The organism is Fodinisporobacter ferrooxydans (assembly GCF_022818495.1).
GTDB lineage: Bacteria > Bacillota > Bacilli > Tumebacillales > MYW30-H2 > Fodinisporobacter > Fodinisporobacter ferrooxydans.
Map to the genome: position 1 here is coordinate 4,415,956 of NZ_CP089291.1, position 22,639 is coordinate 4,438,594.

Sequence of the window (22,639 nt, forward strand, 5' to 3'; positions counted from 1 at the left end):
AGAATGCAGTTTTCTCAACTTAATTTTCTTAACTTCATTTTCTCCACTTAATGGCTCAGTCCCGCACTTTGCTTTCCGGTAACGGTTTCAAGTTCAACGACATATAAGTTGATTTTTCCGATCGCCGGATATCCTTGTTGTTCGAATTTCCAATTCGGGTCTCCGTACTTTTCCCATAGCCGGTCAAAAAACCATACTTTCTGAACCTCTTCTTCAATTTGCGAAATTTTCCCGTAAGCGATGACACTGGTATATACCAGGGCAGATTGACACGCGTATCGCTTTCCTGGGTGTACATCTCCCATTTCGCATATTTCGATGCAAACACGTGCATTCTCTTTTATATTCTGTTGGAAATGGCTTTCTCTGAGATTCCCGGTATGAAGATAGAGCTTGGTTCCTTCTTCGTAAATATATACTAACGGAATCACGTAGGGGTATCCGTCTTCACCGACCGTCGCGACATGCGCGATTTTTCCTTTTTTCAAAAACGATAGCACATCTTCCTTTGCCATTTCACGTGCGGCATTGTGAATAATTCCTCTCATTTTAACCCGTTACCTCCATTTACCTTCATTTTATTTGTTCCTATCCATTATCCACCCGTTAGGTATTTCATGCAAAGAAAAATTCTATTACACCTGGTATTCCATTCCATTTTAAACCAAACGATGCATTTTGACATATCAAAACCAAAATAAAAAGCCTTTCCGGAGAAAGACTTTCGTATTATCATGACTCTTGATAGTTGCGCTTCAACCGTTTCCATGGAAGCTTGCCTGATTGCTTCGCCAAATCCGTCTGCAACAGTCCGCGAATGATACACGTATCCGGCTCATCGGCAACGATCACCGGAATTTCCGTAGTTTTCAATATCATGGTTTGCAGATCGGTTGCTTTTGCACCGCCACCGACAAGGATCATTCCATGATCCAGTATATCTCCGACCAGTTCAGGCGGGGCAGCTTCCAACGAATGAAGGATCAGTGTGTGAATGGATTCATAATAGCGGTTAAAGAGCTCTTCAACCACACTGCGCGGGATGTTTAACGAATCAGGCAAACCAGTAGTTAAACTTCTTCCTCGCACCTCAAACTCCCGTGCATCTTTGTCTTCGCCATACATATGCTTTAATCTTTCAGCGGAACGTTGCCCAATCAGAAATTGGAACTGTTTTCTGGCCGTTTCAACCAGACCTTCATCAATGGAACGACTGCCTGTCCGCACCGATTTGCTTTGCACGATGCCGCCCATTGATAATAACGATACTTCCGTTACTCCAGCTCCTAAATTTACAATCAAATAGCCTCTCGATGTATCCATTGGCAAACCAGCCCCAATCGCTGCGGCAATCGATGAATCAAACAATTCCACATGATTGGCTCCTGCCATTGCGCCTGCATCTTGTAAAGCTCTCTTTTCAATTTGTGTCATTTGCGAAGGAATCGAAAGCGTGAGCGAAAACTTTTTGCCGAATGTTCGGCTGCGAAAGGTTGAAACCGCATGTTTCACGACTTCCCTGGCCGCTTCCATATCCTTAATGATTCCTCCAACAACCGGAAACCCTACCTGAATCGAATGCGGATTTCTGCCCAACATCTGTTCCGCTTGATTCCCTACAATAAATTGCCCGGACTGATCACGGGCGACTACACTTGATTCGTTGATAAACTCCTTTTGTCCAGACATCCCGGCACGAAACTCACATGTACCTAAGTCCATTACAATTCTCATCTATGTCCCACCATTCTTAGCATCACGAATCTCAAAAAGGAAGACGTGTACTATGCGTCTACATGTGCTTCATCGGTTGTGGGCCGAATAGAGGACATACGAACCTTTCAATCGAGCACAAAACTTCGTATTCAATTCACTTCATCCTTTCTTGACGCCTACGAGGTTAGTTGACGGATTCGGGTAGAAAGGTAACCCTGGACAAATGTCCTTCACCCCATAAAAAAATCCCCCGCCCGATGTGAATCGACTCGGCGTTTCTTAAATATTTGCAATACAGTTTATAGATTTCGTTTACGAATCTAGTTTTTTGTAGGTCAAAACAAGTAGATTTTGGAGGCATGCGGGAATCAACGAAAGCATTTGCTTCATTGTTTCTGACTGTTCCTCATGTGACTTGAATTTTCAAAGATTCTTATTTAAAATAATTATAAAGTTATAATCATTCAAAGGAGTGAACGTACATATGTATGATATTGCCATCATTGGTGCTGGGCCTGCGGGTTTAAGTGCAGGACTCTTTGCTGCAAAAGCAGGTAAAAAAACATTGGTTATCGATCACGACAAGAGCGTAACGAAACGGGCTTGGATTGAAAATCATTTTGGAGTGTTGGAGATTTCAGGACCCGATCTTTTGGAAGTAGGGAAAAAACAAGCAACGAAATTTGGTGCAGAATTGATTGAGGATGCTGTACTAAACCTCGCAAAAACAACGACGGGATTCAAAGTTGAAACAGAAAAGCAAATCTATGAAGCGAAACATGTCGTTTTGGCAACAGGATTTTTAACGGATTTGGCAGAAAAAATAGGGATTAAAACAAAACCGGGAACCGAGCCGCGAGTCAAAACAATCATCGATGTAGATGTCAATGGCAAGAGTAGTGTAGATGGAATTTGGGCGGCAGGAACTGTGGCGGGCGTGAGTGTACATACCATCATCACAGCGGGTGACGGTGCCAAGGTAGCGATCAACATCATTTCTGAACTAAACGGCGAACGCTATGTAGACCACGACGTACTCAAAGCATAAATCGGTTTACTCGTTCATTCATTGAAAAGGGGTTGCAATTGGCTTATTTCCGCCGTTTGCAGCCCTTTTTTCAAATGAAAGATGGAGTATCACGAAAGGAACGGCCCAAATGGCAAATCGGGCGAATCCAGTCACAAATATTCGAAGTGAACTTCCATCCACTTTGATAACAACAGATACCAGACAGGTTGTCTGTGTCTTATTCTTTTTGTCAAATGATATTAAGAGTCATTTTTCTTGTGGATTTGGGAAACGCTTCATCCAGTTTTTTTACGTCATCTTCTGATAATTGAATGATTCCCGCCGCAGCATTTTCCAATACGTGCTGTTCCGTCGATGCTTTCGGTATCGCGATGACATTTCCATCTCGAATGCACCATTCCGATTGCTCCTGATGAGTTTGATTCGCCGCTTTATTTCGTATTTACTCTCCGAAAATCGCGTTCAGGCGCCTGCATCCTTCCTCAGCCTCGCAAATCATCTCATCAAGCAGCTCCTTGACTGTAGGAACGCTGTTGATCAGGCCGACAACCTGTCCGGCCCAGCCGAACCCCTCTGCTTCCCTTCCATCATAAATATAGTTGCGATTCGCTTTCCCGCTAATCCTGTCCTTCAGATCTTCGTAGGTTGCTCCTTCTTGTTCACGCGCGATAATATCCAGGGTGTATTCTGATTTCAGCACACGTCCCGGTGATCCCAATGTTTTTTTAATTATGACTGTGTCTGTCTCTTTTGCATGAAGAATCGCCTGTTTATATGCCTCGTTCGCATGAATGCACTCTTGTGTGGCAATAAAGCGCGTCCCCATTTCAATTCCTTCTGCCCCAAGTGCAAAAGCTGCCAATAACCCCCTCCCATCGCCAATCCCGCCGCTTGCCAATACCGGAATCGACACGGATTCGACTACACGGGGAATCAGCACCATCGTGCCGATATCGTCACGCCCTAGATGGCCGCCGCCTTCCTGCCCAACTGCCATCACCGCGTCCGCTCCAAGCTCTTCCGCTTTTTGTGCCTGTCTGACACCTGCCACCAGTACGAGCGTGCGAATGTTTTCCCCTTTTAATCGTTCGAAAATCGGTTGCGGATTCGCTCCGGTTATGGAAATTACCGGGACTTTCTCCTCAACTGCAACTTCGAGTAACTCCTTGTATGATCCATCGTGCTTTCCGATAGCAAAATTGACGCCGAAGGGCTGATCTGTCAACGCTCGAACTTTGCGGATTTCCTCGCGGACTTTTTCCGATGTTCCCAGTGTCATTGCAGTAATTTGCCCTAGCCCTCCCGCATTCGAGACAGCTGCAGCCAGTTCGGCATACGCGAGGTAAGCAAGCCCCCCCTGAACGATCGGATATTGAATGCCAAACATTTCAGTTACACGTGTTTTCATATTCTCTCAGTCTCCAATTTTATTATTGTCTTTCGTTTTTTTGCAATAAATTCGGAAATTAAAAAGATAGCGGTTTCATTTAGGCTTAGTATATGCATTTCGCCGTTGATTAGCAATATCAGATCATTCCCGCCCATGAAGCAACATGAGCTTGCGGAATACTGCCCGCCAGAATACAAAAAAGACCCGTTATTATACGGATAACGGGTCTTTTTTAAAATTGGAAGTTTTCTATTATGCTTTCACGGGCGAACCGAATAAGCGAAATTGATCACATTACCAGCGTGCCGTAACCATTTTCTTTCTGGTATAGAACTCCACACCGTCCGGACCGTTGGCATGCAGATCTCCATAGAAAGAGTTTTTCCAGCCGGAGAATGGGAAGAAGGCCATTGGAGCGGGAACTCCCAAGTTGATCCCCAACATGCCTGCATCTATGGTTTCACGGAATTGGCGGACATGGCTGCCATCCTTTGTAAACAGACATGCGCCATTAGCGAATTTGGACTGGTTTGTCAATTCAATAGCTTCATCCAAGTTGTCCACACGGATAATCGACAGGACAGGGGCGAAAATTTCATCTGTCCAGATTTGCATATCGGTTGTCACGTTTTCGAAAATGGTCGGTCCGACAAAGTATCCATTTGCATCACAAGCGGAATCTTTCCGTCCGTCACGTGCCAACAATGCGCCTTCCTTTTCCCCGATCTCAATGTACTTCACTGTTTTTTCCTTATGGGACTCGCGAATGACCGGCCCGAGGAATACACCTTCCTCAAGTCCGTTTCCGATTTTGATGGTATCTGCAGCTTCCACCAGCTTTTGTACCAAGGGTTCCGCGACATCACCGACAGCCACAATGACGGAAGCTGCCATACAGCGTTCACCGGCGGAACCGAATGCCGCGTTGATGATCTGGTTCACCGCCAGATCCAGATCGGCATCCGGCATCACGATCGTATGGTTTTTTGCACCCGCCAATGCCTGTACCCGTTTGCCGTGTGCGGCACCTGTTTTGTACACATACTCCGCGACCGGTTGGGAACCGACAAAGGAAATCGCTTTTACATCCGGATGCTCCAACAATCCGTTGACCACATCATGTGCTCCGTGCACGATACTTAATACGCCATCCGGAAGTCCTGCTTCCTGAAACAATTCAGCCAGGCGATTGGCCAATAACGGTGTCCGCTCGGAAGGTTTCAATACAAATGTGTTGCCGCATGCAATCGCTAATGGGAACATCCAGCAAGGAACCATCATCGGGAAGTTGAATGGCGTAATCCCGCCGACAACACCAACCGGATAACGATACATGCCGGATTCGATGTTTGTGGCAATATCCGGAAGCTGTTTTCCCATCATCAGCGTAGGAGCGCCGGCCGCAAACTCCACGCATTCAATCCCGCGCAGCACTTCCCCGTATGCTTCATTGTAGCTTTTGCCGTTTTCCATCGTAACCAGGCGCGCAAGCTCCTCCCAGTGATCCACCAACAACTGTTGATATTTAAAGAGAATCCGCGCACGCTTCGGAACCGGTGTCGTGCTCCAGGTTTTGAACGTTTCTTTTGCAATTGCGACCGCACGATCCAAGTCCTCGCGATTGGATAACGGAACATAAGCCAGAATTTCTTCCGTTGCCGGGTTTGGAACCGCTTCTGTTTTCTCGGATGTGGAGGCAATCCATTGCCCGCCGATAAAGTTTTTCAATGTTTGAGCAGTTGCTGTTGTCGTCGTCGTTGTCATATTCATAATCCTCTTTTCTTTTGATTGATATTTACTGCGCTGTGGCAATTTCTCCATTTCTACACTTTGCAATATACTCTTCCACTTGCTCTACCGTAGGCATGGAATCGGAAGAACTATGTGACGAAATGACAATCGAGGCGGCCGCTGCACCGTACTCCATCGCTTTCGGAATATCCCAGCCTTGCAGAAGACCGTAAATAAATCCTGCCGCATACGAGTCGCCGGCCCCAAACGTTTTCAAGACTTTTGCCGGAAAAATCGTTCCTGTAAAACTCTCTCCCGTTTTGGTGTAGGCAATCGAGCCATCTTTGCCATGTTTGATCACGACGATTTTGGCGTGAAAATCAAACCACTTTTGCGCAGTCACATGATCATCGTGGTCAGTATTCTTTGCGAAACATTCCATAAAATCGAATTCTTCTCTGGTTCCGATAATCACATCGCATTTTTCAGCGGCAAGGTTATAGTAAACCGCGGTTTCCTCCGGTGAGTTCCATGTATACGGGCGGTAATCAAGATCGAAAAAGATTGTTACATCATGCTTTCGAGCATAATCCAATGCGACAAAAACGGCTTCCCGAGATGGGCTTTTCGCCAAGGCAGTGCCGGAAATAAGCAACGCCTTCGAATGTTTGATGTATTCTTCCGATACATCCCTCGGCTCCAGTTTAAGATCCGCCACATTATCGCGATACATGAGAATACTGCACTCCGTTGGGCTTTTGATTTCTGTAAATGCAAGTCCCGTAACAGATCCGGATTGATCTGTGATGACATTGGATGTATCAATTTGGTTTTTTTCCAGATAACTTTTGATGAATCTGCCCATTTGATCATCCGCGATGCGGCCGATAAATCCGGACTTCTGTCCTAATCTGGCCAGCCCAATCGCAATATTTGCAGGAGAACCACCAACGTATTTGGTGAATGTCATTGTTTCTTCCATCGGCCGATTGAATTCATTTGCATTCAAATCGATGCATAATCTCCCTAAAGCAATCAAATCCAACGGTTTATTGGACATAAAATATAAAGGATTCATCTTTACACTCCCCCCATTCTTATCTCTGATTGACAGTCTTTGCTGTAATGATACATAGAGCCATGTACTTCTTGGCTTATGCATATTTATATGGATTGGCTACTGCAGGATCCTGTTCTGCTTCGACAATGATCCAGCCGTTATACGTTTATTAGAGTTGCAATTAATATTTTCGGGCTTTTTTCAGATTGGTTTCCTTGCTTAAATAAGCCTCATGAACGCTTGCACTTTTGGAAGTGCCGGCAATCCCCACATGCCACCAGGATTCATATCCGTTTGTCATCGTCTTCGGCAGCACTTTGATATCAATCAAGGTAGACACCGTTTGCGTTTTCGCGTCTTCGATGGCTGTCCGCAATTCTTCCAATGTCGTGACCTTATACGTTTTTACGCCATATCCGGCAGCACATTGGGCAAAATCAATTTTGAGCAAACCGCCATCCAAGCGGCCGGTTTCCGGGTTTCGATAGCGGAATTCCGTCCCAAAGCTGCTGATGCCATTCTCCATTTGCAGATTGTTGATGCACCCATTCGCTGCATTATCAAACAAGAGCACATTGATTTTTTTGCCTTCCTGAATGCTTGTCACCAATTCGGAATGCAGCATCAGATAGCTGCCGTCCCCCACCATGGCATAGACCTCTTTATCCGGTTCCGCCAATTTGATGCCAAACGCTCCGGATATCTCATATCCCATACAAGAGTACCCGTATTCCATATGGTAAGTGTTCGGCCGGCGTGACTCCCACATTCTCTGAAGATCGCCGGGAAGACTGCCCGCCGCCCCGATGATGATCGCATCTTCGGCAATTTGCTGATTCACCAGGCCGATCACTTCCGTTTGCGTGAGGCAGGATTGATAGGTTGCCGCAAATTCCGGCAGCACTTCATCCAGTTGCCCGGCGATCTCCGGTGTAAACTCTTGTTCGATATAGCGAATGTTATGCAGGCGATTCAACTCCGCCTTCCACGCAACTTTCGCGTCTTCGATTTCATGCGTGTAGCCCGAAACGTATTGGATTTTCTCCAGTTCTCTTTGCAAAGCCTCAAGGGCTAATTTTGCGTCAGCCACGATCTTGACCGCATCCAGCTTGCTTGCATGATATTCAGAAACGTTGATCGTCAAGAAATCCACTTCAGGATGTTGAAACAAAAGCTTGGATGATGTCGTAAAGTCGGAATAGCGGGTACCGATCCCAATCACCACATCTGCCTCTTTCGCGATCACATTGGCAGCCAGGTTGCCGGTGATCCCGATCCCGCCCAGATTGTACGCATGGGAACTTTCAACCGCACTTTTTCCGGCTTGCGTTTCTCCATAAGGGATGTTGAATGTTTCCGCAAAGCGCTTTAACGTATCTGCCGCTTCCGAATACCGAACCCCGCCGCCACAGATGATGATCGGTTTTTTCTTGCTTTTGATCAGTTCCACCGCATCTTTCAGATCCGCCGCGGTCGGAATGCGGCGTTCAATCCGATGGATGCGTTTTTTGAAGAAATACTCGGGATACTCATACACTTCCCCTTGTACATCCTGAGGCAGGGCGATAGTGACCGCCCCTGTATCCGCCGGATCGGTGAGCACCCGCATGGCATGGATCATCGCTGTCATCAATTGTTCCGGGCGATGGATCCGATCCCAATATTTGCTGACTGCCCGAAATGCATCATTGGTTGTAATGCTCAAATCATGATAATGTTCCACTTGCTGCAGGACCGGGTCCGGCTGCCTTGTGGCAAACGTATCGCCCGGAAGCAATAAAACCGGAATGTTATTGGCGGAAGCCGTCGCTGCGGCAGTCACCATATTGGCTGCTCCCGGACCCACCGAAGAAGTGCAAGCCATGATTTGCTTGCGATGCTTTTGTTTCGCAAACGCTACGGCCGCTTGTGCCATTCCTTGCTCATTTCTTCCTTGATAAAACTCCAGGTCGCCGAGATCCTCTTCCAACGCTTGGCCGAGCCCCAACACATTCCCATGGCCCAAAATAGCGAAGATCCCTTTGACGAATTTCTCTACTTTTCCATCAAATTCAACATACTGCTGGTTTAAAAACTTAATTAACGCTTGGGCCGTTGTCAATCGAACCGTTTTCATTTATTCACCCTCTAGCAACGAACTTTATTCATAATTCCTATACATACATCTTTTAATTTTCCGGTATTTTGGAAAGATACATTTTTGCTGAAGCGATTTCATTAAACGCGAGAGAACCGCCCATTTTCCATGAATTGTGGAACTTTAATCCATCTTCCGCTCTCTGCAGATTTCTCGACTGCTTCTAATATCGCTTGATTTAGGACTCCATCTTCAAAGTTCGGCTTTGGACTATATCCTTTTTCGATCCCATTCATCAATGCTACCATTTCCGATGTCATCGATACTCCACCCATACGCCGCCGTTGTCAGCGGAGCGCACGCAATTTTCGATCCAACGAACTCCCTCCACGCCAGCCTCAATTCCAGGGAACCAAATATCGTTCCATGTTTCCCCACAGTCCAATGCTTCCATCGCCATGGCAAAACGCCGATAGAGATTTGACCAGGATTCAAATAATCCTTCCGCATGACCGGCGCCAATACGGTCATCTGCCACAGCTTCCGGATAGAGATATCCCATTCCTCGTTCTAATATTTGCGCCGGTTTGCCTTGTATTTCGTAGCGAAGCTGATTCGGCTGTTCATCCCACCATTCAATACTGGCTTTGGAACCGACGACTCGGATTTTCTGCCCGTGCATGGAACCGGCATTTACCGCAGAGCACCACAAAGTCCCAATTGCGCCGTTATCGTATTCCATGATGGTATAGGCATTGTCCTCCAGTGGAGCGCGACTCTTGACAAAGCTCTGGCGGGTACACATAAGCTTTTTGATTTTCAATTTTGGCGCCATAACCTCAGACAAGTATAACGTATGTGTTCCCAAATCTCCCAACACATAACTCGGACCTACAATTTCGGGATCAACCCGCCATTTCGCACTAGGATTTTCCTGTTCAACAGCCTCGGAGTGAAAACCGTGCGCAAACTGCATATGAATCATTCGTATTTCGCCTAAATCCCCGTTTGCGATCATCCGGCGTGCCTGTTCAACCGCCTGATGGCCAGAATACCCATATGCAATCCCTACAACACGATTCTTCTTCTTTGCAATCGTCTCCAACTCTTTGGCTTGTTCGGTGGTAAAGCACAAAGGTTTTTCACATACTACATGCAAGCAGGCGTCTAACGCCGCCTTGCAGATTTCATAATGCGTGCTGTTCGGAGTTGCAATCGTAACAGCTTGAATGCCGTCTTCACGTTTCGACTCTTCAGCAAACATTGTTTTATAATCGGGATAACAACGCTCTGGATTCACGTGTACATTTACTCCAAATTCCTGACCGCGTTCGGGGTTGATATCAAATGCGCCTGCAACCAATTGAAAATTATGATCTCGCAGTGCAGACGAGCGATGAATATAACCGATCTGGCTTCCGCGCCCGCCGCCTACCATTGCCCAACGAATCGGATATCGTATGTTTTTTTCACCATTAATCATATTGTATTGCTCCTGTTCTAATATTTTATGTTTGATTCATAACCAACACGTTTTAAAAAGGCAATACTCTGGCTGACATCTCGCAGGCTCGTATCAGAATTCCTAGGGTCACGCTCTTGCTCGATCGTGATATACCCATGATAATTGATTTCTTTCAGCAATCCGTTAATCGAATGATAGTCAATGCTGCCTTGTCCGATCGGGCACATGACTCCCTTGCCGCATGCATCAAAAAAGCGAATATGTTCACACATCACCTGCTCATATATTTCCAGATTAATATCCTTGAAATGGATATAATCCAGCCGATCCGAGCAGTCTCGAAGCAGTTGAACGGGATCCATTTTTGAGTAATACAGATGCCCCGTATCAAGGCAAAGTCCCGCAGTTTCATATGGAATGTCCTGCAAAAGTTTCTTGATTTCGTCTTCAAATTCGATATAGCCGCCTGCATGAGGATGGATGACGGATCGTACTCCATATTTTGTCCACGCTCGCTCAGCAAGTGTCCGAATGTGAACCGTTATGTTGTTCCAGTCATGTGCAGATAAGCGCTTTGCGTCATTAGGGTGGCCGGCTTTATAATCCCTTTCATCATGCCCCCAATCAATTAATACCAGATAAGGGGTCGGAAAGTGTTGTCCTTTTTCCTGCGGCGATGGCGGAAGATATGGGTTTTTGGGATCATCCACGCCCCAGCAACAAGGCGCTCCTGCAAGTTTAATGCTCACTAGAAATAACCTCCAAATAAAAAATAGACGGCAATCATTCTCGGAAAGCGCTATAGTATGAATGTCCCAATTGTCGCTAAAACGACTTTTTCGGGACATTCTCTTTTCTTACGCCTTATGGCTTGTTTTAAATTCTTTCATCTTGCCTTTGACAGTTGCAAGGATTGCTTCTTTGCCTGGCGCAAGGATTGTCCGCGGATCGTAAACATGGCTGTCGCTCGCCAACACTTGACGAACCGCTTGCGCCCATGCTTGCAGACATTCCGTATTCACGTTTATTTTGGCATGGCCCAATTCAATCGCCTTCTCGATTTGATAGCCAGGTATGCCTGAACCGCCGTGCAGAACAAGCGGCACACCTGTCAACTCGGAAATTTGCTTCATCTCATCATAGCCCAGTTTCGGTTCGCCTTGATAAGGTCCATGAACGGAACCGAGAGCGGCAGCCAAAGCGTCTACTTCCGCTTCTTTTACGATGCGCAAACATTCCTTCGGATCTGCATATCGGATTCCGCCGATAAGTCCATCTTCCATACCGCCAACTGTGCCAACTTCCGCTTCCACAGATACTTGTCTAGGATGTGCATAGTCAACAACTTGCCTTGTCATCGCGATATTTTCATCAATCGGATAATGGGAACCATCGATCATAACGGAGGTAAATCCGGCATCAATCGCCTTTTTGCAGCGATCCACACTCATCCCGTGATCCAAATGCAACGCCACCGGAACGGTGATCGACATTTCTTCCAGAAGACCTTTCACCATTGCAGCAATTGTTTTAAAACCGCCCAAATAATCGACAAGTCTGTCGGAAGCCGCCAAAATAACAGGTGCCCGTTCTTCTTCGGCAGCCTGCAATGTGGCTTGTGCCCACTGCAAGCTGTTCATGTTGTATTGCCCGACAGCGTAGTTGCCTTCCCTGGCTTTTACAAGCATGTCTTTCATCGATACAAGAGCCACTTATTTGGCACCTCCTCCACTGATAACTGCCAGTCATTCATTTATCTGAATCAAAATCGAAATGCTTTGATACGACTTTGATTGTTGTATCCTTGGCTGTCTTGATTGCTTCCTCAGCATCCAATTGGTAATATTCCGGTCGGAATAATTCAACAGATACAACATCGGAAAAGCCGATCTCCTTTAATGTAGATAAAATACCGTGTAAATCAATCGCACCCAAGCCTGGCCAAACCCGATCTTCATCCGTTAGAAAACCAATCGGGAAATCTTCCGTATCATCGATATGCAAGATAAAGATTTTCGATCCGTCTGCTTTTTTCAAGTCCTCCAAGTCTGAACCCATGGCGTGGAAGTGGAAACAATCCAGTACCAATCCTACATTTTCGCGATTTACGGCTTCGACAATATCGTAAGCTTGAGCGAATGTATTGACAGTACATTGTGGATGTCCGATAAATTCAACTGCTATTTTAATCCCATATGGCTGTGCCAGATCTGACAAATCTTTTAACACATCTACACAACTGTTTTTAATATCTTTTTTCAATATTTTTTGATCCGTTACCAACGGAACAGCCACGATATATGAAACGCCTATTTGTTTGGCAGTTTCCAACATCCCTTTGTATTCATTTATTATTTCCTTGTATCCGGCTTCATCACGATTATTGAAAAATACCAACGCGTTAAACGCCAACGGTTTAATCTGATGCGCATGAAAGAAGTCAGCCAAATCATCCATTGAATGATCGTTTAAATACTCGGGCAATTTGTCCATTGTACGAATTTCAATATAGTCGTAGCCATGCTTGTCACAATACTCCAAATCTTTCGCAAGGTTAGAATTCTTTAAAGTAGTAGCTTCATTAAAGCATAGTTTCATAAGTACGCCTCCGTTTTCCTGATCTTGCTTCAAGAGTCTGTTTAGAATCACCACTGGTCTCTGGCTTCGGGCCTCTTGCCTCTGTTAAATACCAAGTCCTTCTCTCATTTTTTGTAACATAAATTTGCTCGATTCATCCGCTTTGTCGATCCATGCAAATACTGCATTTGTTGCAATACCGTCAAATTCCATTTCTTTTAATTTCTTAAAGATCGTAGCAAAGTCTACTTCCCCTTCGCCGATATTTAAGTGTTGGTGAATCGTTGCTTCCACACCTGGCGGGTTTACGATATAGCGCAATCCTTGAGCGGCTTTATGGTTAAATGTATCGGCAAACAAGACATGTGTTAAACGATCCCCTGCGTAGTCAAACATCGTTGCGATATCGCCAATTCCATCGTCATAGTAGAATGTGTGCGCAGTTGAATACACGAGATTGATCCACGGTCTGTCAAGTGCGCGGATCATATCGACCGCCCCTTGATTTGTTTCGATAAAATCATACGGATGTGCTTGCAGGTTTAACTTTACCCCTTCTTTTTCAAACACCGGGATTAACTCGTCCATTGATTTGATAAATTTTTCTTCGCAAATAACGGGGTCATATTTTGTGCCGTTAAACTCACTGTTCATCAGATCAATCTCTAATTCTACAGCTACTTCAATAGCACGCTTCCAATTTCTCACTGCTGCTTGACGGCGATCTTCATCCGGACCGGCCCAATAGTATAACGGCAGCAAGGATGAGAGCTTGACACCCGCGTCTTTTAACCAGTTCTTCAAGTTTTTTATTTGACTTTTATCTACTTTTGGATATTTGTAGAATGGACAAAAATCTTCACGCGGTGACAATTCAATATACTCGTACCCTAATTCTGCCGTTTTTTCGACCATTTCTTTTAATGATAGGTTCATATACATCGTTGGATCCAATGCCAATTTCATCGTTTTATCCCTCCATCTAAAGGTAGATTGCGTATTTCGAGAATAAGGCTTTTACTCGGGACGTTTCGTTTTGATTCCCCAATGACTCCTTTCATTCATAAAATTCCGGCTTCTCCGGGATTGAAATCCTTTCTTTTTCTCCCGTTTGTTGTGCTTTTACACATGCATCTGCTGTTACAGCCGCAATGTAACCATCCCATGATGTTGGACCATTCGGCTTACCTGTTTCTTTGATCGAATCGATAAAGTCTTGCAATTCTACATCGTATGCATCGATAAAACGGTCTTTCCAATCCATTAGTATATTGACACCCAGTTTCGCTTCTTTACGTGTTACGATGCTTAAAGGTTCCGGCAATTTTACAATGCCTTCTTCACCAATCACTTCGCATTGAATATCGTAACCGTATTTGCAGTTCACAAACACTTCGGCAGTAATGGAAATGCCGCTGTTCGTTTCGATCATGAAAACTTGCGGATCTTGCAAATGAGCCAATGCATGTTTGGTTTTCTTCGGGTAAACAACTTGCACTGACTTATAATCATCGTTGACCAACCAATGCAGCACATCAATTTCGTGAATCAACGTATCCGTTACTGCCATATCTGTTGTATATTTGTCGCCGACTTCCGGATTTCGGTGTGCGCAATGAATCATTAACGGCTCACCGATCAAATGGCTGTCAATGGCTTCTTTCAATTGCTTATAACCACTGTCATAACGTCGCATGAATCCTACTTGCACCAATTTCTTTCCGTATTTCATTTCCGCTTCTACGATGCGCATGCACCCTGCTGCTGTTGTCGCCAAAGGTTTTTCACAAAATACATATTTCCCGGCTTCTATCGCTGCCAATACACTTTGTTCATGAGCCGGTCCCCAGCTTGTTACAAGCACGGCATCGACGTTTTCAGCAGCGATAAGCGCTTTATCATCCGGATATACGATGGCATCTAATGAAAATTCCTCCACAACCTTTTTTGCGGCATCTTGATTCACATCTGTCACAGCGACAATTGTTCCGCCAGATAATTTCTTTGTAATTCTTTTGATATGTTCCCTGCCAATCGCACCAGTTCCGATAACACCCATTTTTAAAGTCATGATCCTGTTCCCCCTAGCTCTTCACTGTAACTTGTTTTAGAATTAATTCTTCATTAATATATCTGCGTGCGATTAAAGCATATTCCAATGGATGAGCGACAGATGGATCTTGTTCGGCTTCAACCACAATCCACCCTTTATAATTGGAATCAAGCAACGCCTTGTATACATTGCTGAAATCAATGCAACCATCACCAGGCACTGTAAACATGCCGCTTAAAAATGATTGTGAAAACGATCGGCCTTGTTTCTTGCATTCATCCATCACATTGCGTCTGACGTCTTTAAAATGGACGTGTTTGATGCGAGCGATGTGCTTGTTTAACAATGTCATAAAATCACCGTCAGAAACGTAGATATGCCCCGTATCATACACTAAATGGACATAGTTTGGATCGGTGTTTGCCATTAGACGATCCACTTCTTCCAATGTTTGAACGCCTGTTCCCATGTGGTGGTGGTAAACCAGCTTTAAATCATATTGTTCGGCAATTTTCCCAAGTTCATTTAGTCCTTGGCAGAATGTATTCCATTCCTCATCCGTAAAGTGAGGTTTATCAGCGAAGACATTTTTTTCCGTGCCCTGGATACTGTATGTTTGCTCTGATACAACTACCGCGTCCGCATGAACTTCCTTTAAATATTCGCAACAGTTGTGGAATGCTTTCGTAACCTCCTGGATCCCGTCGCGAATGATAAAACTACTAAACCATTGACTCGCTATTTTTAAGTTTCGAAGTTTCAGTTCTTTGTTTAACACGTTCGGCTCAGGAAAGAAACCGCCAACTTCCGTCCCTTGAAAACCAGCCACTACAATATCGCTTAATAAATGTTGCAATGTATTCCCTGCGCCTATTTCCGGAATATCGTCATTACGCCAGCCAATGGGAGCAATTCCCCATACAATCTCTTGTTGTGCCATACTAAGCCCTACTCTCCTCATGTCGTTTGTTAACGTTCCAATATCCAAGCGTGATCCGGATCGTTGTGGAATTTCCAAATGCGTGTCGGCCCTGCCATTACGTTTAAATAATAAGATGTATATCCTTCAGGCACACCTACTGGATGATACCCTCCCGGCACGATGACAACATCGCCGTTTTCAACAGTCATTGTTTCATCAATTGAACGATCATCCGTGTAAATCCGCTGGAATACAAATCCTTGCGGTGGATCCATTTCGTGATAATATGTTTCTTCCAATAAAGACTCCTGTGGCAAATGATCTTGATCATGTTTATGCGGAGGATAACTCGACCAATTTCCGCTTTCTGTATATACTTCAACAACCAGCAAACGATTCGCTGATGGATCCGAATCTGGCAAAATGTTGTGCACCATGCGTTTATTGTTGTATTTGCCTCTATGTTCAACACCATTATCGGAAGCTCGAATCAGTTTTGTCGGAAGTTGTTTTTCAGAAGGTGAATAGCATAGTGCCACACGCGCTTGGCTCACTGCCTCTACTTCAAAGCAACGATCATTCGATACGTATACGCTATCTGTTGGTTTCTTTTCGAAAATGCTTTCACGAGTGCCCAAATTTTTAAATGTCGCTTCTTTATCTGTGACATGTATTTTTCCTGTCAATGCCACAATACAGCATTCTTTCTTCGCCAACTCTTCTGCATATGTTGCACCAGGAGCCAAATCTACGATTTTAAATTCAACATATTTTAATAGTGAATTTTCTGTCGTCACATCATGAACAATTGTTACTCCTTGTGTACTTTCGTTTTTATTCGGTTTTCTGAGCAATTTGCTCATTACGATTCCCTCCTCATTGTCATTCTGGAAACGATCCGATTATTCAACCGTCTGACGAAAATCAATCTTGTTTCCCGTTTTTCCACTTTCATAAATCGCATTCAATAATCGAATGGAAAGGTATCCGTCATCAGCCGTCACAGGAGGCTTGGTGCCATTTACAATCGCGTCGATAAACAAACGATCTTCCTCCATATAGCCCCACTTTTCTTCTAAAGATACTTGGAAAAAGTCGCTGATTTGCGCTTCTTGCTTCAATCCTGGCGCATACATGACCTTCTCCAGTTCTTGTGTGGCAACTGTGGAATATTTTCCATACACCTCAATACTCTCGAAAGGGAAACTCCAACCGGCATGAGCATACGTAACAAAGTTTGCAATCGTTCCCGATTCAAATGTAAGCGTAACAGCAAACGTATCCAACTCCGAATCAGAGATATTTTGCCTGGCTTCGCATTGAACCGTTTTCACTTCGCCAAAGAAATAGCGACTCAAATCCATGAGGTGAAAAGGTGTCTCATAAAGGTAGCCGCCTGTGACCTGCGGATTCGCAGTCCAAGCAGGATTTAACAACTCGCCGCGATTCATCTTGATATTCGCCAAATATGGCTTGACTTCACCGGAATCGATCAATTCTTTCATTCTTTTATAAACGGAAGCATACCGCCGATTCATTCCCAAATTGTATACGGCCTTTGACTTGCCTGCTGCTTCTTTAATTTGCTCAGCTCCAGCCAAAGTGGTAGCCATGGGTTTTTCGGAAAATACATGCACGTGATTTTCCAAACATTTCAGAACAGGCTCCACGTGCAATGTATTTGGGGTAGTCACATATACGGTATCGACTCCAAGCCCAAACAAGCCTTCTAAATTTTCTACCGGTTGAGCGTTACCTGCATATTTTGCCAAATCAACTGCTCTTTCTTCGGAAATATCCGCAACTCCGACAATTTCTACTCTCTCGTCATTTTTTAAGATCGATGTGTGAATCTTGGCAATAGCACCCGCTCCTAAAATACCAACTTTAACTCGTGTCATCCTTATTGTCTCCTTACCCATTCATTTCGAATTCCGTTATGTTGCAAATTTAGTAATAATATACTACTTTGCTTTTAAAATCATTTTTCGTTCCGCGAATAAATGGATACGCTTTCTTTTATATAACACATTTTCACAACTTCGGGCAAGCGCTTGCACATAATCAAAAAATTAAAAGGTTACTCCCTAACCCTTTCCTGAAAAATTGAGATAAATAATTTGCATCGTACATAAGCCCTTGTATTTTCTACATTTTATTTAATACCATTCTTTCCTTATATGAGCAAGCGCTTTCTTTGTTGTTTTATTTTATACCGTGTCAGATTTTTTTTCAATACTTTTTAGCAAATGCGGATGATTCGTCCAGCACATAACGCCTCATTTACATGTACATGAATTTTATTATGCAAGAAATCATTTATTTGACTCCATGGTGTCAATATATCGTTATAGTATAAGCATTATTCTGTTTCATTTTTAGAGAAAAAATATTGACAATCTTTTTAAAAAACATATTGACAATCCAAATTAAACATTTAATAATAAATTCACAGATACACCAGTTCTGTTTTAATAGGGGGGATTCATTCATTGTTTCACAGATTTCACAAATTGTTCCAAAAGGGGGAAAAATAAAAAATCCATGATTGAATTGCTTTGTCGGGCTGCCAAGGATTGACATATAGAATGATGAGAAAAGGATCCCTTGGATACGTGCCGGTGGATATTTTTATGAAGTACAGAAGAAAGTCTGTCGTATTTTCTGAATTATCACAAATGTAAGCGCTTCTCGTTTTACATCGATAAGAAAAGATATACGAAAAAGCATCCGCTAAGAACTCCCTGATAAAATTTACGGGAATTGCAAACAATGTTTCATCTACTTCATCCTAATCAAATAATAAACTTAACACTTTTATTTTTTTCTTTTTGAGCAAGCGCTTGCAGAAAGCGGTTGCAATATGAAACATGTTTCTTATACGATTTTTAACACGTTAAAGGAGGATACATTTCCATGAAAAAAAGACTTGCAACTACCTTACTAGTTTCATCTTTGGCGTTCGTTTCACTCGTTGGATGCGGGAGCAGCACTACAACAGCTGCAAATCCAGCACCTAACAACAGCGGGAAAGCAGATACCGGCGGAAAGATTACCATTGGCGTTGCGATGCCCACATTCGATGATGTCTGGTTGAATTATCTCCGACACGCAATGGAGCAATATGCAACGAAAAATCCCAATATTAAACTCATCTTCTCTGATGCAAATAACGACTCCAGCAAACAATTGTCGGAAGTCGACAATTTCATAGCGGAAAAAGTGAAATCGATCGTTGTCGTTCCTGTAGACCCCAAAAGTATGCAGCCAATTCTGGATGCGGCCAATCATGCAAAGGTTCCTTTAGTCGCAGTCAATCGCGAGTTCCCGAACATGGATCAAGCAACTGCTTATGTCGGTTCCCAGTCCATCCAGGCAGGCATTCTGGAAATGACGCAAATCGCGAAATTGCTGCACGGCAAAGGAAACATCGCAATCATGGAGGGTCAATTGGGACAGGAAGCGGAAGTGGACCGTACCAAGGGATACTATGAGGTACTCAAAAAATATCCGGATATCCATGTAGTATTAAAGGGCACAGCTAGTTGGGACAGGGCCAAAGGCATGAGTTTGATGGAAAACTGGCTGCATTCCGGGAAACAGATCAATGCCGTTGTCTCGAACAACGATGAAATGGCGATTGGCGCAATCCGGGCAGTTAGCGCTGCCGGTATGCAGGGGAAAATTATTGTGGGCGGTACTGATGCTACTCCGGAAGGGCTCTCATATGTCAAGAACGGCCAACTGGCTGTATCCGTTTATCAAAGCGCCCTTGGTCAAGGACAGGACGGCATAAAACTCGCGTATGAAGCTGCAAAGGGCGAAAAGGTTCAAAAAACAGATTATGTCCCTTACGAATTGGTCACAAAAGACAATGCTGATAAGTATTTGGCCGTTTGGAAGCAATTAGGCGCTAAATAAGTCGTTGGATGTTGATTTCCAGGGCACCAATCCATGTTGGTGCCCGTTTAAAAAGGATGTGATCGTATGGAACAACAATATGTTTTGGAAATGGACGGCATATGCAAGGCTTTCTCCGGTGTTCAAGCGTTAAAAAACGCACGGCTTCAAGTAAGAAAAGGCACTGTTCATGCATTAATGGGGGAAAATGGCGCCGGCAAATCCACTTTGATGAAAATACTCGTCGGAATTTACAAGCCGGACGCCGGAAGCATTCGATTCAAAGGGAAGGACCTTCATCTGCGCAGCATCCATGACAGTTTGCATGCAGGCATTTCCATGATTCATCAGGAATTGAGCAGTATCCCGAATATGACCGTCGCCGAAAACATTTTTCTTGGCCGGGAACCGACCCTCAAAAGCGGATGGATCGATTTTAAAAAGCTGTATCGTGATTGTGAAGAATTATTTGCGAAACTCAATATGAATATCGCACCTACTGTTAAAATGAAAGAACTTAGTGTTGCAAACCGTCAACTTGTTGAAATTGCCAAGGCTATCTCCTATAAATCGGATCTGATCATCATGGATGAACCGACATCCGCGATTACCGAGCGGGAAGTCGAGCATTTGTTTCAGATTATTGCATCCTTGAAAAAGGATGGAGTTTCCATCATTTATATCACCCACAAGATGAGTGAAGTATTCATGATTTCCGATGACATTACCGTCTTTAGGGATGGACAATTTGTCGAGTCAAAGCCGGCTCGGGAATTAACGAATTCTCGTCTGATACAATTGATGGTCGGAAGAGAAATCAACCAAACGTCGTACAGACAACCTTCCTCCATTCAAGAAGTGATTTTGTCGGTACGCAACTTAACCTGTCCAGGCAAGTTTAAAAACGTGAGCTTTGAAGTCCGCAGAGGAGAAGTACTTGGCTTTGCCGGCCTTATGGGTTCGGGCAGAACAGAAGTCATGGAGTCATTGTTCGGAATTCGGCCAGCTGAATCAGGGGAAATCATGATACATGGCAATTTGGCAAAAATAAAAAAACCTTCGGATGCTATTCGTTACGGCTTAGGTATGTTGACAGAAGACCGCAAAGAAACCGGGTGTTTTCTCCCGCTTTCCGTACAAGACAACATGATGTTTGTGAGTATCGACAAGTTCGCCAGATTTGGCTTTCTCGATAAAAAGCGAATCGATCAATCGAGTGATGAGCAGCGAAAGTTGCTCTCGGTAAAAACCCCTAACCTGAATCAGATTATAGGAAAACTGAGCGGCGGTAATCAGCAAAAAGTTTTATTGGCGCGTTGGCTTCTCAATGATCCGGATATTCTTATACTTGACGAGCCGACTCGAGGAATTGACATCGGTTCAAAATTCGAGATTTACAAGCTGATCAATGAGCTGACGAGCAAGGGAAAGGCGGTCATTGTCGTATCGTCGGAACTCCCGGAAGTATTGGGAATCAGCGATCGGATAGTAGTGATGAGCGCCGGCCAAGTGGCAGGAGAACTGGACGGTCAATCGGCTACACAAGAAAGAATTATGGAGTTTGCCACCAGTCTTATTCATTAAATAAAGGAGTGTACCATATGGAAGAAAAATTGTTGCTAAATCAGGAGGCAGCCACTTCTAGAAATGTAAAAATCAATATCTATCATTTTCTTGACAAATTCGGAATTTTTCTGGTTTTAATCGGAATGATTGTAATCATGTCGATTCTGACGCCCTTTTTCTTTACGGTAGGCAATCTGTTGGATATCGTACGTCAGGTCAGTATTGTCGGAATCACCGCAATCGGTGCAACCATTGTCATTATTACAGCAGGCATCGATTTATCACCCGGATCGGTGATTGGTGTCGCTTCCGTCTCCTCTGCACTTTTTGCACAATCCCATGAACCTGTCATTCTTCCGATTATCGTAGGAATCGTTGTTGGTGCCTTAGCCGGAATAATCAACGGTGTTGTCATCACAAAGGGAAAGATGGCTCCTTTTATCGTTACATTGGCAATGATGACGGCGGCACGCGGATTAGCCCTATTGGTTTCAGGAGGAGAGCCGATACAAGCGTTGTCACAAACGTTCGGCGTAATTGGCGGCGGTTATCTTGCAGGCATTCCCATTCCGATTATCATCTTTTTGATCATTGGGGTCATATTCCATATTATTCTAACGAAAACCAAAATCGGAAAATGGATATATGCGATTGGAGGAAATGAACAAGCAGCTATCATTGGCGGTTTAAATGTAGACCGAATTAAAATTATCGTCTATTCTCTTGCTGGATTATTAGCTGGTGTCGCTTCTGTTATATTGACGTCACGTGTCGGATCAGGCGACCCGAACGCCGGATTGGGTTATGAGTTGGATGCGATAACAGCTGCAGTCATCGGAGGCACTAGCCTGACAGGCGGAATCGGGACGATCCCTGGAACGATTGTGGGTGCTTTGATCATTGGTGTCATGAACAACGGATTGGATCTGTTGAACGTACCTTCTTACTGGCAATCCATTTTAAAAGGTGTCATTATCGCTCTTGCCGTATTTATTGACTCACAAAGGCATAAAAAGAAATCCTAAATATCTTCGTGGAGTTTCCATAAATACAAGGTTATTGGAAATGAAAATCTATTCGAATCAAGTCCGAAAAGGAGTGCTTATATATCAGCTTCCGTTGTTTTATATAGTAACGATGCTATATTGATTT

General features: G+C 44.1%; 20 protein-coding genes and 1 riboswitch. Of the genes, 4 read left to right on the forward strand and 16 right to left on the reverse strand.

The features are described from left to right. Positions 1-47 precede the first annotated feature (47 nt). Positions 48-548 (reverse strand): pyridoxamine 5'-phosphate oxidase family protein, encoded by a 501-nt coding sequence (locus LSG31_RS21210; protein WP_347437021.1) that lies wholly within the window; start codon positions 546-548, stop codon positions 48-50. Positions 549-732: 184 nt separating this feature from the next. Beyond that, positions 733-1,734: a rod shape-determining protein gene (locus LSG31_RS21215; protein ID WP_347437022.1), complete on the reverse strand. Its 1,002-nt coding sequence runs from the start codon at positions 1,732-1,734 to the stop codon at positions 733-735. A gap of 141 nt (positions 1,735-1,875) precedes the next feature. Continuing rightward, positions 1,876-2,001: riboswitch (cyclic di-AMP (ydaO/yuaA leader) on the reverse strand. A gap of 199 nt (positions 2,002-2,200) precedes the next feature. Here LSG31_RS21215 and LSG31_RS21220 point away from each other — a divergent pair. Next, positions 2,201-2,764 carry an NAD(P)/FAD-dependent oxidoreductase gene (locus LSG31_RS21220; RefSeq protein ID WP_347437023.1) on the forward strand — a complete coding sequence of 188 codons (564 nt, stop codon included), beginning with the start codon at positions 2,201-2,203 and terminating at the stop codon, positions 2,762-2,764. Positions 2,765-3,188: 424 nt separating this feature from the next. On the opposite strand, the gene LSG31_RS21225 is transcribed toward LSG31_RS21220, so the two are convergent. The 14 genes from LSG31_RS21225 to LSG31_RS21290 form a co-directional block, all read right to left on the reverse strand. Continuing rightward, complete coding sequence (locus LSG31_RS21225; RefSeq protein ID WP_347437024.1) at positions 3,189-4,154, reverse strand: NAD(P)H-dependent flavin oxidoreductase; 966 nt, start codon at positions 4,152-4,154, stop codon at positions 3,189-3,191. Positions 4,155-4,430: 276 nt separating this feature from the next. Next, a complete protein-coding gene (locus LSG31_RS21230) occupies positions 4,431-5,906 on the reverse strand; it encodes a CoA-acylating methylmalonate-semialdehyde dehydrogenase (RefSeq protein ID WP_430734220.1) in 1,476 nt (491 codons plus the stop codon). A gap of 25 nt (positions 5,907-5,931) precedes the next feature. After that, the gene (iolC, locus tag LSG31_RS21235) at positions 5,932-6,945 is read right to left on the reverse strand and encodes a 5-dehydro-2-deoxygluconokinase (protein ID WP_347437026.1); all 1,014 of its coding nucleotides are present in this window, start codon (positions 6,943-6,945) and stop codon (positions 5,932-5,934) included. A gap of 163 nt (positions 6,946-7,108) precedes the next feature. Then, complete coding sequence (gene iolD / locus LSG31_RS21240; protein ID WP_347437027.1) at positions 7,109-9,043, reverse strand: 3D-(3,5/4)-trihydroxycyclohexane-1,2-dione acylhydrolase (decyclizing); 1,935 nt, start codon at positions 9,041-9,043, stop codon at positions 7,109-7,111. 101 nt (positions 9,044-9,144) lie between these two features. Then, positions 9,145-9,324 (reverse strand): Gfo/Idh/MocA family oxidoreductase, encoded by a 180-nt coding sequence (locus tag LSG31_RS21245; RefSeq protein WP_347437028.1) that lies wholly within the window; start codon positions 9,322-9,324, stop codon positions 9,145-9,147. Continuing rightward, positions 9,321-10,487 carry a Gfo/Idh/MocA family protein gene (locus LSG31_RS21250; RefSeq protein WP_347437029.1) on the reverse strand — a complete coding sequence of 389 codons (1,167 nt, stop codon included), beginning with the start codon at positions 10,485-10,487 and terminating at the stop codon, positions 9,321-9,323. Before LSG31_RS21250 ends, LSG31_RS21245 begins: the two co-directional genes overlap by 4 nt. A 17-nt stretch (positions 10,488-10,504) precedes the next feature. Next, the gene (locus LSG31_RS21255; RefSeq protein ID WP_347437030.1) at positions 10,505-11,218 is read right to left on the reverse strand and encodes a sugar phosphate isomerase/epimerase family protein; all 714 of its coding nucleotides are present in this window, start codon (positions 11,216-11,218) and stop codon (positions 10,505-10,507) included. A gap of 108 nt (positions 11,219-11,326) precedes the next feature. After that, positions 11,327-12,181 carry a class II fructose-1,6-bisphosphate aldolase gene (gene fba, locus LSG31_RS21260; protein ID WP_347437031.1) on the reverse strand — a complete coding sequence of 285 codons (855 nt, stop codon included), beginning with the start codon at positions 12,179-12,181 and terminating at the stop codon, positions 11,327-11,329. 37 nt (positions 12,182-12,218) lie between these two features. Continuing rightward, a complete protein-coding gene (iolI, locus tag LSG31_RS21265; protein WP_347437032.1) occupies positions 12,219-13,067 on the reverse strand; it encodes a 2-keto-myo-inositol isomerase in 849 nt (282 codons plus the stop codon). An 84-nt stretch (positions 13,068-13,151) separates the two neighbouring features. Further along, positions 13,152-14,012: a sugar phosphate isomerase/epimerase family protein gene (locus tag LSG31_RS21270; RefSeq protein WP_347437033.1), complete on the reverse strand. Its 861-nt coding sequence runs from the start codon at positions 14,010-14,012 to the stop codon at positions 13,152-13,154. A gap of 91 nt (positions 14,013-14,103) precedes the next feature. Beyond that, entirely contained in the window at positions 14,104-15,117 is a 1,014-nt protein-coding gene (iolG, locus tag LSG31_RS21275; RefSeq protein WP_347437034.1) for a bifunctional inositol 2-dehydrogenase/D-chiro-inositol 1-dehydrogenase, read from the reverse strand. A 13-nt stretch (positions 15,118-15,130) separates the two neighbouring features. Beyond that, positions 15,131-16,039, reverse strand: a complete 909-nt coding sequence (gene iolE / locus LSG31_RS21280; protein WP_347437035.1) for a myo-inosose-2 dehydratase — start codon at positions 16,037-16,039, stop codon at positions 15,131-15,133. 29 nt (positions 16,040-16,068) lie between these two features. Next, positions 16,069-16,884 carry a 5-deoxy-glucuronate isomerase gene (iolB, locus tag LSG31_RS21285; RefSeq protein WP_347437036.1) on the reverse strand — a complete coding sequence of 272 codons (816 nt, stop codon included), beginning with the start codon at positions 16,882-16,884 and terminating at the stop codon, positions 16,069-16,071. Positions 16,885-16,923: 39 nt separating this feature from the next. Continuing rightward, positions 16,924-17,922, reverse strand: coding sequence for a Gfo/Idh/MocA family protein (locus LSG31_RS21290; protein WP_347437037.1), 999 nt, complete (start codon positions 17,920-17,922; stop codon positions 16,924-16,926). A gap of 1,015 nt (positions 17,923-18,937) precedes the next feature. Here LSG31_RS21290 and LSG31_RS21295 point away from each other — a divergent pair. The 3 genes from LSG31_RS21295 to LSG31_RS21305 all read left to right on the forward strand — a co-directional run bounded on the left by LSG31_RS21295 (position 18,938) and on the right by LSG31_RS21305 (position 22,512). Then, entirely contained in the window at positions 18,938-19,942 is a 1,005-nt protein-coding gene (locus tag LSG31_RS21295) for a sugar ABC transporter substrate-binding protein (protein ID WP_347437038.1), read from the forward strand. 66 nt (positions 19,943-20,008) lie between these two features. Then, on the forward strand, positions 20,009-21,505 hold the full coding sequence (locus LSG31_RS21300; protein ID WP_347437039.1) for a sugar ABC transporter ATP-binding protein: 1,497 nt from the start codon (positions 20,009-20,011) through the stop codon (positions 21,503-21,505). Positions 21,506-21,522: 17 nt separating this feature from the next. Further along, a complete protein-coding gene (locus LSG31_RS21305) occupies positions 21,523-22,512 on the forward strand; it encodes an ABC transporter permease (RefSeq protein ID WP_347437040.1) in 990 nt (329 codons plus the stop codon). Positions 22,513-22,639 lie beyond the last annotated feature (127 nt).